The sequence below is a fragment of the Mycobacterium sp. GA-2829 genome, assembly GCF_001499965.1.
Lineage (GTDB): Bacteria > Actinomycetota > Actinomycetes > Mycobacteriales > Mycobacteriaceae > Mycobacterium.
The window spans coordinates 25,796-39,843 of the sequence record NZ_LQIT01000021.1; the positions used below are offsets into that span (position 1 = coordinate 25,796).

The window sequence follows — 14,048 nt, forward strand, 5'->3', positions numbered from 1 at the left end:
CGCGGCCTTATGCCCGGATCTGCGGTTTGAGCGCGCCGAGGTGGCGTTCGTGCACCACCCCGGTCCACAACCCCAGCCCGTAGGCGATGTCGTCGAGCCGCCGCAGCAGCACGTAGGTCAGGAGGTTGACCTGTCTGGTGTCGTCGTCGGTGGTGCCGCGTCGCGCCGCCCAGTCGGCGACACCGTCGACCACCGCCGCGACGATCACCGCCTGCCGACAGCGCCGCGACACCAACGCGGCGAGCAGTGCGATCGGCCAGTAGTGACGGCAGATCGCCGAGGCCAACTGCAGCGCAGCCGACCACAGCCCGTGTGCGGCGATCGCGGCGACCTGCCGTGGTTCGGTCTCCACCGCGCGCAGCGAGCTGGCCACCCGTCGGGCACCCCATCCGGCGGCGAGCACCGACGCGGCGTAGCCGAGGGAGTTGCCCATCGCCATCAGCACCCAGGCCAGCAGCGTCCACGCCGAGATCACCATCGGCGCCGTCTTCCCCGGGTGGCGGACCGACAGCGGTGCCGCGGATTTCCCGTAGAACGCCTTGCGCAGGAACCACTCCCCCAGATCGGTCCGGTGGTCGTGGGCGACCAGCGCGATCGGCTCGTACCGCAGCCGGGCGCCCGACTCGACGAGCCGCCAGCACAGGTCGACGTCCTCGCCAGAGGTCAGGGTCTCGTCGAAGCCGCCCACCTCTTCGAGTGCACGGCGCCGGCAGATGATCGCGGCGCTCGGCACATAGGACACCGGACCGTAGGGCACCACGGGCGCCTCGTGGTGCCCGAGGTCGAGGGAGGACCGCACCGCCTCGTAGCGCGCCACCACGTTGTCGGCGGTGCGCAGTCCGACGATGCGGGGTGCGACCAGCGCGACCGCCGGATCGCAGAAGTGGCCCAGCAACGCCTCGAGCCAGCCGCGGCGGGGCAGCACATCGGAATCCAGGAATGCCACGAAGTCGGTGGTGGCGGCCGCGGCACCGGTGTTGCGCGCGGCTGAGGGCCCCCGGCTGCGGTCGTGCCGGATCACCCGCACATCGCAGTGCAATCCGGCCATATCGGTCAGCTCGACGGGGATCGCCGAACCGTCGTCGACGACGATGACCCGCAGTCCGCGTAGCGACGACAGCAGCCGCTGGACTCCGAACAGGTTGTCGCGCACCGGGATAACGACGGTGACATCGCGGTGTGACGGTCCGCTCGCGGGGCGCGGGTGGGCGACGGTCGCGTCGAGCAGGGTCCGCGCCAGCTGCGCGCTCCTGGCGTCGTTCACCTCGAGGCGGCCGTCGCACAGCATGGTCTGGGCGGCGGGCGCCAACCGCAGCAGCCGGGTGGGTGAGCCGCCGAGCAGCGCGGCGCCCTCGCCGAGCACCTTGACCCGGCGGTCGACCTGGACTGCGAACCCGTCGGGCAGCCGCGGCCCGGTCACCGCAGCATCCCGGTGGCGTCGGGGGTCCAGCGTGCGATGCGGTCGGTGCAGTGCCGCACCATTTCGTCGAACAACCGGGCGCCGTCGGCGTCGGTGGCCGTGGTCGGGTCGCCGAGCACGCCGACCTCGCTGACCGCCGCCACCCCGCCCTGCCGCAGCGCGGGCATCAGTTCCCGCAGCGGTGCGGTGTTGCCACGCTGCCAGTGTTCGGTGTGCACGTGCTCGGGTGAGATGTGCAGCAGTACGGACGTTTCGGTGTGGCCCGCGTGCGCGTCGGCGCCGGCGGCCAGACACGGGCACCAGGCCACGTCACGGCCCTCCGACCGCAGCAGCGCGGTAGCCCCCGCCAGCGCCTCGGTGTTGCCGCCGTGGCCGTTGAGGAACAGCACGCGCGTGGCCCAGTTGGTGGCCGACCTGCCGAACTCCACCAGCAGCTGGCGCAGCGCGGCGGTCCCGATCGAGATGGTGCCGGGGAAGCTCTCGTGCTCGCCGCTGGCCCCGTAGCCGACGGCGGGCGCCAGTGACCACGACGACGTCAATGCGCGCACCACCTCGCGGGCCACCGCGGTGGCGATGCGGGTGTCGGTGTCCAGCGGTAAATGGGGTCCATGCTGCTCGGTGGAACCTAAGGGAACCATCAACGCCGCCGACGTGCTGCGCAGCTGCCTCGACGTCGAGTTCCCAAGTTCGCTGGGAGAAGCCACCCCGCGATGGTAGGCCGAATTCACCTGGCGTGCGCCGGTTGTTGGCGCATGGGATTCACTGATTTCCTCCCGGCAGCACCGTCCGCCCCCTGCGTCACAGCACGGGACGGCTCAACTCCCCTCACCAGTGGGTACGCCGAGCGCACGGGTGAAACCCGCCGGGATCAGGATGTCGTCCGGGGTCAGATCGTGGATCGACGAATGGCCGAGACCCATCAGCGCCGAGTCGATCCCGCCGCGCAGGATGTCGAGCACGTTCTCGACGCCCGCCTGCCCGTTGGCGGCCAGCCCCCACAGGTAGGCGCGGCCGATCATCACCGCACGCGCACCGAGTGCGACGGCCTTGACGACGTCGCTGCCACGGCGGATGCCGCCGTCGAGCAGCACCTCGACCTGGTCACCGACCGCATCCGCGATCGCCGGGAGGCAGCGGATCGCGGCGGGCGTGCCGTCGAGGTTGTTGCCGCCGTGGTTGGACACCGAGATCGCCGAAACCCCCGCGTCGACAGCGCGTTTGGCGTCGTCGACCCGCACGATGCCCTTGAGCATGAACGGACCGTCCCAATGTTCACGCAGCCACGCGATGTCCTCCCAGGTCGGCGGCGGTGTGCCCATCCACTCGCCGTAGGCCTGGAAGAAGGGCGGGCCGGGCTCGCCGCGGCGGGCCTGATTGGGCACGCGCAGGTCGGGCGGGCTCATGGTCTTGCCGAAATCCCACAGCCAGCGGGGTTTGGTGAGCACCTCCGGCGACATCTTCAACATCGTCTTGAGGTTCATCTGCTCGGGGATCTTCGGGCTGCCCCAGTCGCGGCCGTGCGAGAAGCTCCAGTCGGTGGTGACGATCAGCCCGACCGCCCCGGCCTCCTTGGCGCGCTGCGCCCGCTCGAGGATCGCCTCGCGCCCGCCCAGCCAGTAGATCTGGAAGAACAGCTTGGGGTTGGCCGCGATGACCTCTTCGATCGGCTTGCTGGCGAACGAGGACAGCCCCATCGCGGTGCCGCGCGCGGCGGCGGCGCGTGCGACCGCGACCTCACCGTCGGGGTCGACGGCCTGCACGCCGGTCGGCGAGATCATCACCGGCAGGGAGATCTCCTGCCCCATCACCGTTGTCGCCATGTCACGCTTCTGCGCGGCGCCCACCACGTGCGGGGCGAATCCGAGCTCCGAGAACGACTCCACGTTGTCGGAGACGGTGACGCCCTTCTCGCTGGCGGAGATCAGCGAGGAGTACACCGACTTGGGCAGGCGTTTCTTCGCACGCTGCTGCGCGATGGCGACGGTTTCGAACCAGGTATCGCGGGCCATCTGGAGTTACACCGGACTTTCGTTACAGAGCCGAGCGGGCGGCTTGGTCAGCAGTTTGAGCGGGATGGGACCGGTCAGTTTGGTCCCGCGGGAGTGGTCACCGCTGGGCTTCGGCTTGACGCGGTCGACCTCGAGGGCCGGCGCACCGTATCCCTGGACGCACTCGGGGTCGGGTCCGTCGAGCGGCAGACCTGTGAAGAACTTGGCGGCCATGCAGCCGCCGCGGCAGGCGTCGTAGTGGTTGCAGCCGCTGCAGGCGCCGGCCGACTGCGGTTCGCGCAGTTCGCGGAACAGCTGCGAGTTCTGCCAGACGTTCTGGAAACCGTTGTCCGACAGGATATTTCCGGCCAGGAACTTGTCGTGGATGGCGAACGGGCAGGCGTAGACGTCGCCGACGGGGTCGATCAGGCAGACCACCCGGCCCGCACCGCACAGGTTCAGTCCGGCCAGCGCACCCGGTTCGCCCAGCCCCGAGAGGTGGAAGAACGAGTCGCCGGTGAGCACCCGCTCACCCTTGGCGACCAGCCAGTTGTAGAGCTGCACCTGCTGCTCGGCGGTCGGGTGCAGGTCGTCCCACACGTCGGCGCCGCGGCCCGACGGCCGCAGCCGGGTGATGCGCAGCGTGGCGCCGTAACGGTTCGCCAGCGCCGCGAAATCGTCGAGCTGATCGACGTTGTGCCGGGTGACGACGACGGAGATCTTCGCGTCCTTGAACCCCGCGTCGGCGAGGTTCTCCAGCGCCCGCACGGCCATCGCGAACGACCCGGGGCCGCGGACAGCGTCGTTGATCTCGGCGGTCGCGCCGTCGAGGGAGATCTGCACGTCGACGTAGTCGCTGGCGGCGAGCTTCGCGGCGATATCGGGGGTGATGCGCACCCCGTTGGTGGAGAACTTCACCCCGACGTGGTGGGCGGTCGCATAGTCGACCAGCTCCCAGAAGTCCGGGCGCACAGTCGGTTCGCCGCCACCGATGTTCACGTAGAACACCTGCATGCGCTCGAGCTCGTCGATGATGTCCTTGCACTGCTGCGTGGACAGTTCGCGGGGGTCTCGTTTGCCCGAGGAGGACAGGCAGTGCACACATGACAGGTTGCAGGCGTAAGTGAGTTCCCAGGTCAGGCAGATCGGCGCGTCGAGGCCGCGCTCGAACTGATCGACCAGGCGCGGAACCGGCGCCGGGAGTGTGGACGTCATCGCGTCTCCTCGCAGACGAGCATCTTGGATTGGACGAGCACGCCGAGGGCGTGCAGGTACGGCGCCTGTTGCGCGTCGTCGATACCCGCTGCGCGACAAGCCGACCGGGCGTCGTGGTGGTCGGCCAGCGAGTTCACCACGTCGACGATCGTGCGGTTCTTCAGGAACGACAGCTTGCGGGTCCCGAAGTGGTAGAGCAGCGCCCCGAACGGTTCGGGCCGCACCGCCACCTGGTGGTGCAGTCGCCACCGCAGATCGGGGTCGAACGCAACAGGCGCCGTCACGGTCAGTAGACCCCGCACATCCCGTCGATGGAGACCTCTTCGACGAGGGTCTCGGTGACGAGTTCGGTGTCTTCGGTGTGCTGATTGGGCTCCATGAGCACTGCCTTTCGTCGAGTAGGGTCGCAGTGGATTGTGACCTAGGTCGCCTACGATATGGCATCGGGTGCCAGAACGGAAGGGTGGGTTTCCATGCGACAGGATTCCGCGCCTCGCGTGGGCCCTCGTGTGGGTAGAAGACGCTCCACCACCCAGGACCACATCACCGACGTCGCCCTGGAACTCTTCGCCGCGCGGGGCTTCGACGACGTCAGCGTCGACGACGTCGCGGCCGCCGCCGGGATCGCCCGGCGCACACTGTTCCGCTACTACTCGTCGAAGAACGCGATCCCGTGGGGCGACTTCGACGCCCACCTCGAGCACATGCGTCAACTGTTCGACGATCTGGACCCGGCCGTCCCCCTCGACGAGGCGCTGCGCGAGACCCTGCTCGCGTTCAACCGGTACGACGCCGCCGAGACCGCCCGGCACCGCGAGCGGATGCGCCTGATCCTGCAAACCGATGCGCTGCAGGCGTATTCGATGACCATGTACGCCGGCTGGCGGGCCGTCGTCGCCGATTTCGTGGCCGCCCGCGTCGGCCTCTCCCCCGCCGACCTGGTGCCGCAGACGGTGGCGTGGACGATGCTCGGGGTGGCGTTGTCGGCCTACGAGCAGTGGCTGGCCGACGAGGCGGCGGCGCTGGACCAGGTGCTCGGGACCGCGTTCGACACCGTCCGCGACGGCCTGCGCGCCCTCCGCTAGCGATTTCGGTGTAGTTCGTTGCGGTGAGCGCAACGAACTACACCGAAATCACTCTAGAAATGGGCGTCGGAGTATCGGACGCAACGGCGACGATGAGAGTGTGAGCGGCGAAACCGGGAGCGACGACCCCCCGCGGGCCCTGCTGGCGCTCTACGACGACGCCCTGCCGGCGGTGTACGGCTACTTCGTCCGGCGGGTGGCCGACCGCGGGACCGCCGAGGACCTGACTTCGGAGACGTTCCTGGCGGCGATGGACGCAGCCAGGCGGGGCTCGACGGCGCCGATCGGCGTCCCCTGGCTGATCGGGGTGGCGCGACACAAACTCGCCGACCACTACCGCCGACGGCACGACCGCAACAGCATCCCAGTCGCCGAGGTGCCCGAACCCGGTGAGCCGCACGACGACTGGGACGCGCAGCTGGACCGCATCGTCGCCGAGAGCGTGCTTGCGCAACTGCCCCAGCACCACCGCACGGTCCTGTCGCTGCGCTACCTCGACGGCTGCACGGTGCCCGAATGCGCGGAGCTGATCGGCCGCACCGTGCACGCGACCGAGGCTCTGCTGGTCCGGGCCCGTCGCGCCTTCCGCTCGCACTACCCGGAGGGGAGCACACCGTGACCGACCACCCGGACCCGCTGTGGGTAATGCACGGTGACGAGCTCCCGGTCGACCCCGACCCGGCGTTCGCGGCCCGGCTGCGCGCGCGGCTGGAGTCGGCACTCAGATTGCCGAATCGCACAGAAGGAGTGGAGATGAGTGGCACCGATACCGCTGTGGCCGCGATCGCGCGGCCCGCCGCACTGCCCTACCTCGCCGTCGGCGATGCCCGCGCGGCTATCGACTGGTACGTCGACGTGTTCGGCGCGCGGCAGGCGGGCGCCCCGATCGTGATGGACGACGGCCGCATCGGCCATGCGGAGCTCACGCTGGCGGGCGGCGAGCTCTACCTGGCCGACGAATTCCCCGAGCTGGGATTGAAAGCGCCTGCGCCCGAAGAGGTTTCGGTGAGTCTGCTGCTGCAGGTCGCCGACACCGACGCCGCGCTGAACCGGGCCCGCGAACGCGGCGCGCAGGTGCAGCGCGAACCCTACGAGGACCACGGCTCGCGCACCGCCGCGATCATCGACCCGTTCGGGCATCGCTGGATGCTGTCCGGCCCGGTCACCGGCGTCGGCGCCAGGATTCGGCACGGCGACCTGGGCTATGTGTCGGTGTGGGCGCCCGACGCCGAGCGTGCCGCCGCGTTCTACGGACACGTGCTCGGGTGGCGCTACGACCCGACGACGCGGCAGATCACCAACACCGACCTGCCCACCGGCATCTTCGCGGGCGCGGGCCCGGCGACACTGTTCTGCTGCTACGCGGTCGACGACCTCGACGAGGCCCGCGGGGCGATCATCGCGGCGGGCGGGACCGTCGGCGCCACAACCGAACACGATTTCGGGACGACGCTCGACGCGACCGATCCGCTGGGTAACGCGTTCGCGGTGTTCACGCCGGCACGCCCGACCCCGCGGCCCGCGCTCAACGGCACCGGACCCGGCGAACTGTCCTACCTCACCCACGAGGTGGTCGATTCGGCGCTGTTCCGCGACTTCTACGGGCGGGTGCTGTCGTGGACGTTCGAGTCGGGGCGCATCGCCGACGGGTGGCAGGTCGAGCACGCGCATCCGATGACGGGCATCGCGGGCGGCAGTGCGCGGTCGGCGACGGTGCCGCAGTGGACGGTCACCGACATCGAGGACGCGGTGCGCCGGGTCCGCGAAGCCGGTGGGTCGGTGCTGCAGGAACCCACCCGGCAGCACTACGGGATCTCCGCCGAATGCGTCGACGATCAGGGCGCGCGGTTCTACCTCGGCCAGTTCTGACGGCCATTTCTCGCGCGAAACAGCTCAGCCCAGCACGTCGGCGATCGGCGCGCCGTTGGCGATCTTGTTGCGGGTTTTCATGACCTTGCCGGGCATCCCGCCGCCGACCACGCCGGCGACCACGCCGTCGCGTTCGTAGTACGCCAGGAACTTGCGGCCGTCGTCCTCGACGATGTGCACGGTGTCGTCGGCCTCGGGTTCGCCGAGGCACTGGATCTTCACGTCGTACTGGTCGCTCCAGAAGTACGGCACCGACACCACGGCGGGGATGTCCTGGCCGAGCATCGCGGGCACCAGCACCCGCGCCTGGTCGGCGACGTTGCTCCAGTGTTCAACGCGCACTTGGTTGCCGACGGTGTCGAGCCACGAGGCGACGTCACCGATGGCCCACACGTGCGGTGCGCTCGAGCGGCCCTGCGAATCGCACACCACACCATTGTCGAGGGTGATCCCGCTGCCGTCGAGCCAGTCGGTGCCGGGGCGCGAGCCGATGCCCACGACCACGATGTCGGCCTCGACCTCGGAGCCGTCGGACAGCACGACGGTGCGCACCTTGTCCTCACCGCGGACCTCGGACACCCCGACGCCGCAGCGCACGTCGACGCCCTCGGCGCGGTGCAGCCGGGCGACCAACTCACCGATCTGAGCCCCGAGGACCGACGCCAGCGGTGCGGGCTGCGGTTCGACCAGCACCACGTCGACGCCGAGTTTGCGCATGCTCGCGGCGACCTCGCAGCCGATGAACCCGGCGCCGATCACGACGGCGCGCCGGGCCGACCCGGCCTCCTGGCGCAGCTTGAGGCTCTCGTCGAAATTGCGCAGGACGTGGATGCCCGCCAGATCGGGGAACGACGGAATCCGCTTGGGCACCAGGCCCGTCGCGATCACCAGCTCGTCGTAGCCGATCTCGCGGCCGTCGGTCAGCGTGATCTTCTGCGCGGTGGTGTCCAGGCCGGCCGCACCGGCGCCGAGCAGCACCGTGATGTCGTTCTCGGAGTAGAACTCGGCGGGTTTGAGCGTGACGTCGTCGGTCTCGGCGCGCAGCACTTCCTTCGACAGCGGCGGCCGGTCGTAGGGCAGGTGGTCCTCGTCGCTGACGATGGTGACCGGCCCGGAGTAGTTCGAACGCCGCAGTTGCTCGGCGGTGCGGGCCGCCGCGAGACCGCCGCCGACGATGACGATGCCACCTGAAGTGCTCACGTGGTGGTTGTACACGATGGACGCCCGGATCGGTACGCCACCCTGTGCACTCTCTAGGGCCTGGCCCGCTCGATGAGGTTGGACAGCACCACGATGCTCTCGCTGCGTTCGATGTCGGCGCTGGACCGGATGCGTTCGAGCGCCTCCTCGAGATGGCTCATGTCGCGGGCGAGGACGTGCAGGATCGCATCGGCGGTGCCGGTGACGGTGGCCGCGCTGACCACTTCGGGGATGTCCGCCCACGCGGCCCGAAGCCGTTCCGGCGCAATGGTTCCGTGGCAGTACACCAGAACGTAGGCCTCGGTGTTCCAGCCGACGGCGTTGCGGTCGACGACGGTGGTGAAGTTGCGGATCACCCCGTCGTCGAGCATGCGGTCCACCCGGCGTTTGACCGCGGGCGCCGACAGGTTGACCCGCTGACCGATCTCGGCGAACGTGGCCCGGGCGTGCTGGGCGAGTTCGGCCAGGATGCGTTCGTCGGTGTCGTCCAACCGGTCCATTCGGCCTCCCGCGCAATAAATCACTGCATACCCGCCGTAAGCACAACAGATCGGGCGTCAGGACGCAATGCTCGGCGATTGTTTGCGCCTCCAGGCCCCCATATGGTCGGCTCATGCAGCGGATCCGCCACTACGTCATGACCCCGCCGACATTCTTCGCCGTCGATTACGCCATCAACCCGTGGATGGACCCCACCATCCCCGTCGACCCCCACCGCGCCCTCGACCAGTGGGAGGCGCTGCGCCGCACCTACAAGGAATTGGGCCACACCGTCGAACTCGTCGAACCGGTCGCCGGCCTGCCCGACATGGTCTACGCCGCCAACGGCGGACTGCTGGTCGGCGGCCATGCGGTGGTCGCCCGGTTCGCCCACCCGCAACGCGCCGCCGAATCGGCGGCCTACGCCGAGTGGATGAGCAGGCACGGCTACACCCCGGTCGAGACCCGGCACACCAACGAGGGTCAGGGCGATCTGCTGGTGGCCGGCCGAATCCTGTTGGCGGGACACGGGTTCCGCACCGACCGCCGCGCCCATGACGAGATCGCCGCCGCGGTCGGCCTGCCCGTGGTCAGCCTCCGGCTCGTCGACCCCCGCTTCTACCACCTCGACACCGCACTGGCCGTCCTCGACGACAGCACGATCGCGTTCTACCCGCCCGCCTTCGACACCCCGTCGCGGGACCGCCTGCGTGCGCTGTACCCCGACGCCATCGAGGTCGCCGACGCCGACGCCCACGTGCTCGGCCTCAACGTGGTTTCCGACGGCCACCACGTCGTACTGCCCGCGGCCGCAACCGGTTTCGCCGAGCAACTGCGGGCGGCCGGTTTCGCGCCCATCGGGGTGGACCTGTCCGAACTACTCAAGGGCGGGGGCTCGGTCAAATGCTGCACGCTGGAGGTACACCCGTGACCCTCATGGACCACACGACCGCAACCGACGGGCTGATCGCCCTCGACGCCCGGTACGTCGCGCACAACTACTCCCCGCTGCCGGTGGTCGCCGCCTCCGCCGAGGGCGCCTGGATCACCGATGTGGAGGGCAGGCGGTACCTCGACTGCCTGGCCGCGTACTCGGCGGTGAACTTCGGCCACCGGCATCCGCGGATCATCGCGGCCGCACACGCGCAGCTCGACGCGGTCACCCTGGTGAGCCGCGCGTTCCACTCCGACCGGCTGGCCCCGTTCTGCCGGGCGCTGGCCGAGCTGTGCGGCAAGGACATGGTGCTGCCGATGAACAGCGGCGCCGAGGCCGTCGAGAGCGGTATCAAGGTCGCCCGCAAGTGGGGCACCGACGTCAAGGGCGTCACGAACCCGAATATCATCGTGGCGCACAACAACTTTCACGGCCGCACCACCACGATCATCAGCTTCTCCGACGACGACACCGCGCGCCGCGGCTTCGGCCCGTACACGCCCGGGTTCCGGCTGGTGCCGTTCGGGGACGCCGACGCGCTGGCCGCGGCCATCGACGAGAACACCGTCGCGGTGCTGCTCGAACCGATCCAGGGCGAGGCGGGCATCATCGTCCCGCCCGACGACTACCTGCCCCGGGTGCGACGGCTGTGCACCGACCGCGGGGTCCTGATGATCGCCGACGAGATCCAGTCCGGGCTGGCGCGGACCGGGCGCACGTTCGCCTGCGACCACTGGGGTGTGGTGCCCGACGTGTACCTGCTGGGTAAGGCGCTCGGCGGCGGCGTGGTGCCGCTGTCCGCGGTGGTCGCCGACCGCGACGTGCTCGGCGTACTGCATCCGGGCGAGCACGGCTCCACGTTCGGCGGCAACCCGCTGGCCGCGGCGATCGGCGCGACCGTCGTCGACCTGCTGCGCACCGGCGAATACCAGAGACGGGCCACCGACCTCGGCGAGCACCTGCACGGCAGGCTGCGCGGGCTACTCGGTCAAGGGGTGACGGCGGTGCGCGGGCGGGGCCTGTGGGCCGGTGTCGACCTCGACCCGGCGCTGGGCACCGGTAAGCAGGTCAGCCTGACGCTCGCGCAGCGCGGGGTGCTGGTCAAGGACACCCACGGCGCCACGCTGCGGTTCGCCCCGCCGCTGGTCATCACCGCCGCCGAGATCGACTGGGCGGTGGACAGATTCGCCGAGGTGATCAGTACTTCATGACGCCGCGGTCGACGGCGATCTGACTGCCCGACAGCGTCGCGGACCCGTCGCCGGCCAGCCAGGCCACCACGTCGGCCACCTCGTCGGCGGTCATGAAGTCGCCGAGCGAGCCGGTGGAGTTCTTGGCTGCCTTGAGCGGCATGGGCGCGAAGCTGTGCAGGTAGCTCGGATGCTTGGCGAAGATCTCCATCATCGCGTCGCGTTCGATCATCGGGGTGTCGATGGAGTACGGGTGGATGGAGTTGACGCGGATGCCGTACTCCCCCGCCTCGAGCGCCAGCCCGTTGGTCAGCGCGGTCAGCCCGTGCTTGGAGGCGGCGTAGTGGCCGTTGCCGGGGGTCGCCTTGAGCCCCGCCGACGAGCTGACGATGATGATCGAACCGCCGTTACCCGCCTCGATCATCGCGGGCACCGCGGCGCGGATGGTCTTCCACGTGCCGTTGAGGTTGACGTCGATGACCGCGGTCCACTGCTCCTCGGTCATCTCCCACAGCCGGCCCCAGCTCAGTACACCGGCGTTGGCGACCAGGATGTCGAGCCGGCCGAACTGTTCGACGCCGTCGGCGACGAGCTGCTGCAGCGCTGCCAGATCGCGGATGTCGACCTCACGGGCGAGCACCTTGCGCCCGGTGGCCTCGACGGCGCGCACCGTGTCGGCGAGGTCCTCGGCGGTCGCGGCCGGATAGGTGATGGTGTCGTCGACCGGCGCGCAGATGTCGATCGCGATGATGTCGGCGCCGTCGGCGGCGAGGCGAACGGCATGCGCGCGACCCTGACCGCGCGCGGCCCCGGTGATCAACGCGACCCGACCTGCCAGCGGACCCTCGACTGCGCTCACCGGCGCTCCTTTCGCTCGAAACTGCCGTCAGGCTAACAGCAGAACTGGAACGTGTTCTAGGAACGTTGCGTGACCCGCGCCCGTTCGGCGCATACCATCGGTCGAGATCAAGGGAGGACACCATGCCGCTCGGCGTGCTCATCGGATTCGACGGGTCACCGGCCGCCACCGCGGCTATCGAGGTGGCCGGCCGGTTGCTCCCCCAGGCGCACGCCTGGGTCGCCCAGTTGTGGACACCGCCGTTCGCCAGCGAGGGGCTGCGTAAACGGCTGCGGGCCACGGTCGGCAGTGCCAGCGAGTTGGTCGAGCGCACCGAACGCGAGGGCGAGCACGAGGCCCAGCGTGTCGCCGCCACCGGCACCACACTGGCCAAGGCCGCGGGCCTGGACGCCGAACCGCTGGTGAAAAGGTCTTGGGGCGGTGAGGGTTTGGTGCTCGCGCAGCTGGCCGAACAGGTCTCGGCCGATGTGCTGGTGGTCGGCTCACGCGGGCTCGGCGGTGCACAGGCGCTGCTGGGCAGCGTGTCGGAGACCGCGGTGCACTACGCGTCGCGGCCGACGCTGGTGGCACCGGCGCCGATGCTGTCCGAGGAGTACGAGGCGCTGGCCGACGGTCCGGTCGTGGTCGGCTGGGACGGGTCCGGGGGTGCGCGCACCGCGCTGGCCGGCGCCCAGCACCTGTTCCCCGCCCGGCAGGTGATCGTGGTGTCGGTGGGCCCCGGTATCACCGAACCGCCGCCCGAGGGTGTCGTCGTCGAACACATCGAGGTGCCGCACGCCGACAAGGAACACGTCGTCGCCGACACGCTGACCGGTTTCGCCGCCCACCGCAGGGCGGCCGCGGTGGTGGTGGGCTCGCGGGGGCAGTCCGGGGTCCGCCAGGTGCTGTTGGGCAGTGTCGCCCGCGCGACGCTGCGCTGCGCGCACCGCCCGGTGCTGGTGGTGCCGGGGCCTTGATCACAGGGAGTCGATGATCTGCTGACGTTTGGCCGCGTATTCGGCGTCGGTGATCGCGCCCGTGGCGCGCAGCGTCTCGAGTTCCTGCAGGCGCTGCGCGGTCGACGGTTCGGCCGGCGCTCCCACCGGACCGGTCGGCGCCATCGTCACCGGCGCGGGCATCTGCTGGACGGCCTGTCGCACGACGGTCTGGACCTGTTGGCGTGCAGCGGGATTCGCGCGGAGGTCGACCATGTTGTTCATCGAGATGCCGTGGGTCTTGAGGATCTGCAGGATCTCGAGCAGCGGACCGGACTGTCCGGTGAGGTCGTAGGTCCGGTTGTCCTCACTGACCGTGAACGTCGCGGGCATCAGACCGGCCACCAGAGCGCTTCTCTCCCAGTCGATCCGGTGCTCGTTGGTGGCCGGGTCGACGATCGCGACGAGTCTGCGGCCGGTGATCGTGGCCTGCCGCGACACCGATGCCACCACGCGGTCCTGAGTGGCGAACGGCGTCAGCCCCGGACCGCTGATGTGCAGGTCGAGTTTGACCAGCGGTTGTTCGTTGATCCTGGTGTTGGTGTCGTGAATGGCGGTGACCTGCGCCAGCGCCAACACACCCCGCGCTTCGAGTTCGGCAGTCCTGGCGGCCGAATGCGCACCGAACGCGGTGATGCCCAGGGCGACCAGCACGTCGGCGGCGGTGATCAGCAGCCCCGCCCAGAACATCCACTCGATTGTCGAGTCGGGCCCGAGCACGAAGTACATCGCGAGGAAGATCGGGCCGACGATGCCGCACAGCAGCACGAACAGTTGGATGCGGATGTAGCGCCAGAAGATCGACATGGCCATGCTCCTGTGGTCGCGCGGGCG

The 14,048-nt window shown here is 69.8% G+C and carries 16 protein-coding genes; 6 read left to right on the plus strand and 10 right to left on the minus strand.

Features of this window, described 5'->3' with window-relative positions; genetic code table 11:
* Positions 1 to 7: 7 nt before the first annotated feature.
* From mftF to mftA, 6 genes are all read right to left on the minus strand, one after another.
* Entirely contained in the window at positions 8 to 1,420 is a 1,413-nt protein-coding gene (mftF, locus tag AU194_RS14160; protein ID WP_059089893.1) for a mycofactocin biosynthesis glycosyltransferase MftF, read from the minus strand.
* Positions 1,417 to 2,148 (minus strand): mycofactocin biosynthesis peptidyl-dipeptidase MftE, encoded by a 732-nt coding sequence (mftE, locus tag AU194_RS14165; protein WP_059089894.1) that lies wholly within the window; start codon positions 2,146 to 2,148, stop codon positions 1,417 to 1,419. The genes mftF and mftE overlap by 4 nt, the downstream gene beginning before the upstream one ends.
* An 87-nt stretch (positions 2,149 to 2,235) precedes the next feature.
* The gene (gene mftD / locus AU194_RS14170; protein WP_059089895.1) at positions 2,236 to 3,429 is read right to left on the minus strand and encodes a pre-mycofactocin synthase MftD; all 1,194 of its coding nucleotides are present in this window, start codon (positions 3,427 to 3,429) and stop codon (positions 2,236 to 2,238) included.
* 6 nt (positions 3,430 to 3,435) lie between these two features.
* Complete coding sequence (mftC, locus tag AU194_RS14175) at positions 3,436 to 4,623, minus strand: mycofactocin radical SAM maturase (RefSeq protein WP_059089896.1); 1,188 nt, start codon at positions 4,621 to 4,623, stop codon at positions 3,436 to 3,438.
* Positions 4,620 to 4,907, minus strand: a complete 288-nt coding sequence (mftB, locus tag AU194_RS14180) for a mycofactocin biosynthesis chaperone MftB (RefSeq protein WP_059089897.1) — start codon at positions 4,905 to 4,907, stop codon at positions 4,620 to 4,622. Before mftB ends, mftC begins: the two co-directional genes overlap by 4 nt.
* Before the next feature lie 2 nt (positions 4,908 to 4,909).
* Positions 4,910 to 5,002 carry a mycofactocin precursor MftA gene (gene mftA / locus AU194_RS14185; protein ID WP_082698648.1) on the minus strand — a complete coding sequence of 31 codons (93 nt, stop codon included), beginning with the start codon at positions 5,000 to 5,002 and terminating at the stop codon, positions 4,910 to 4,912.
* 94 nt (positions 5,003 to 5,096) lie between these two features.
* Here mftA and mftR point away from each other — a divergent pair, with 94 nt between their 5' ends.
* The 3 genes from mftR (at position 5,097) to AU194_RS14200 (ending at position 7,577) form a co-directional block, all read left to right on the plus strand.
* Entirely contained in the window at positions 5,097 to 5,708 is a 612-nt protein-coding gene (gene mftR, locus AU194_RS14190) for a mycofactocin system transcriptional regulator (protein WP_059089899.1), read from the plus strand.
* A gap of 100 nt (positions 5,709 to 5,808) precedes the next feature.
* Positions 5,809 to 6,327: an RNA polymerase sigma factor gene (locus AU194_RS14195; protein ID WP_059089900.1), complete on the plus strand. Its 519-nt coding sequence runs from the start codon at positions 5,809 to 5,811 to the stop codon at positions 6,325 to 6,327.
* The gene (locus AU194_RS14200) at positions 6,324 to 7,577 is read left to right on the plus strand and encodes a VOC family protein (RefSeq protein ID WP_059089901.1); all 1,254 of its coding nucleotides are present in this window, start codon (positions 6,324 to 6,326) and stop codon (positions 7,575 to 7,577) included. Before AU194_RS14195 ends, AU194_RS14200 begins: the two co-directional genes overlap by 4 nt.
* A 24-nt stretch (positions 7,578 to 7,601) precedes the next feature.
* On the opposite strand, the gene AU194_RS14205 is transcribed toward AU194_RS14200, so the two are convergent.
* Together AU194_RS14205 and AU194_RS14210 are read right to left on the minus strand one after the other, a co-directional pair.
* On the minus strand, positions 7,602 to 8,807 hold the full coding sequence (locus AU194_RS14205; protein WP_197417624.1) for an NAD(P)/FAD-dependent oxidoreductase: 1,206 nt from the start codon (positions 8,805 to 8,807) through the stop codon (positions 7,602 to 7,604).
* Between the two features lie 23 nt (positions 8,808 to 8,830).
* Positions 8,831 to 9,277 (minus strand): Lrp/AsnC family transcriptional regulator, encoded by a 447-nt coding sequence (locus AU194_RS14210; protein ID WP_059089903.1) that lies wholly within the window; start codon positions 9,275 to 9,277, stop codon positions 8,831 to 8,833.
* A gap of 113 nt (positions 9,278 to 9,390) precedes the next feature.
* Between AU194_RS14210 and ddaH the strand changes: the two genes are divergently transcribed.
* Positions 9,391 to 10,188 carry a dimethylargininase gene (ddaH, locus tag AU194_RS14215; RefSeq protein ID WP_059089904.1) on the plus strand — a complete coding sequence of 266 codons (798 nt, stop codon included), beginning with the start codon at positions 9,391 to 9,393 and terminating at the stop codon, positions 10,186 to 10,188.
* Between the two features lie 5 nt (positions 10,189 to 10,193).
* The gene (rocD, locus tag AU194_RS14220) at positions 10,194 to 11,402 is read left to right on the plus strand and encodes an ornithine--oxo-acid transaminase (RefSeq protein WP_197417625.1); all 1,209 of its coding nucleotides are present in this window, start codon (positions 10,194 to 10,196) and stop codon (positions 11,400 to 11,402) included.
* Here rocD and AU194_RS14225 read toward each other — a convergent pair.
* Positions 11,389 to 12,240 (minus strand): mycofactocin-coupled SDR family oxidoreductase, encoded by an 852-nt coding sequence (locus tag AU194_RS14225; protein ID WP_082698649.1) that lies wholly within the window; start codon positions 12,238 to 12,240, stop codon positions 11,389 to 11,391. The genes rocD and AU194_RS14225 overlap by 14 nt on opposite strands.
* 122 nt (positions 12,241 to 12,362) lie before the next feature.
* Between AU194_RS14225 and AU194_RS14230 the strand changes: the two genes are divergently transcribed.
* Complete coding sequence (locus AU194_RS14230) at positions 12,363 to 13,196, plus strand: universal stress protein (protein ID WP_059089906.1); 834 nt, start codon at positions 12,363 to 12,365, stop codon at positions 13,194 to 13,196.
* Here AU194_RS14230 and AU194_RS14235 read toward each other — a convergent pair whose 3' ends face one another.
* Positions 13,197 to 14,021 carry an SHOCT domain-containing protein gene (locus AU194_RS14235; RefSeq protein ID WP_059089950.1) on the minus strand — a complete coding sequence of 275 codons (825 nt, stop codon included), beginning with the start codon at positions 14,019 to 14,021 and terminating at the stop codon, positions 13,197 to 13,199.
* Positions 14,022 to 14,048: the final 27 nt, after the last annotated feature.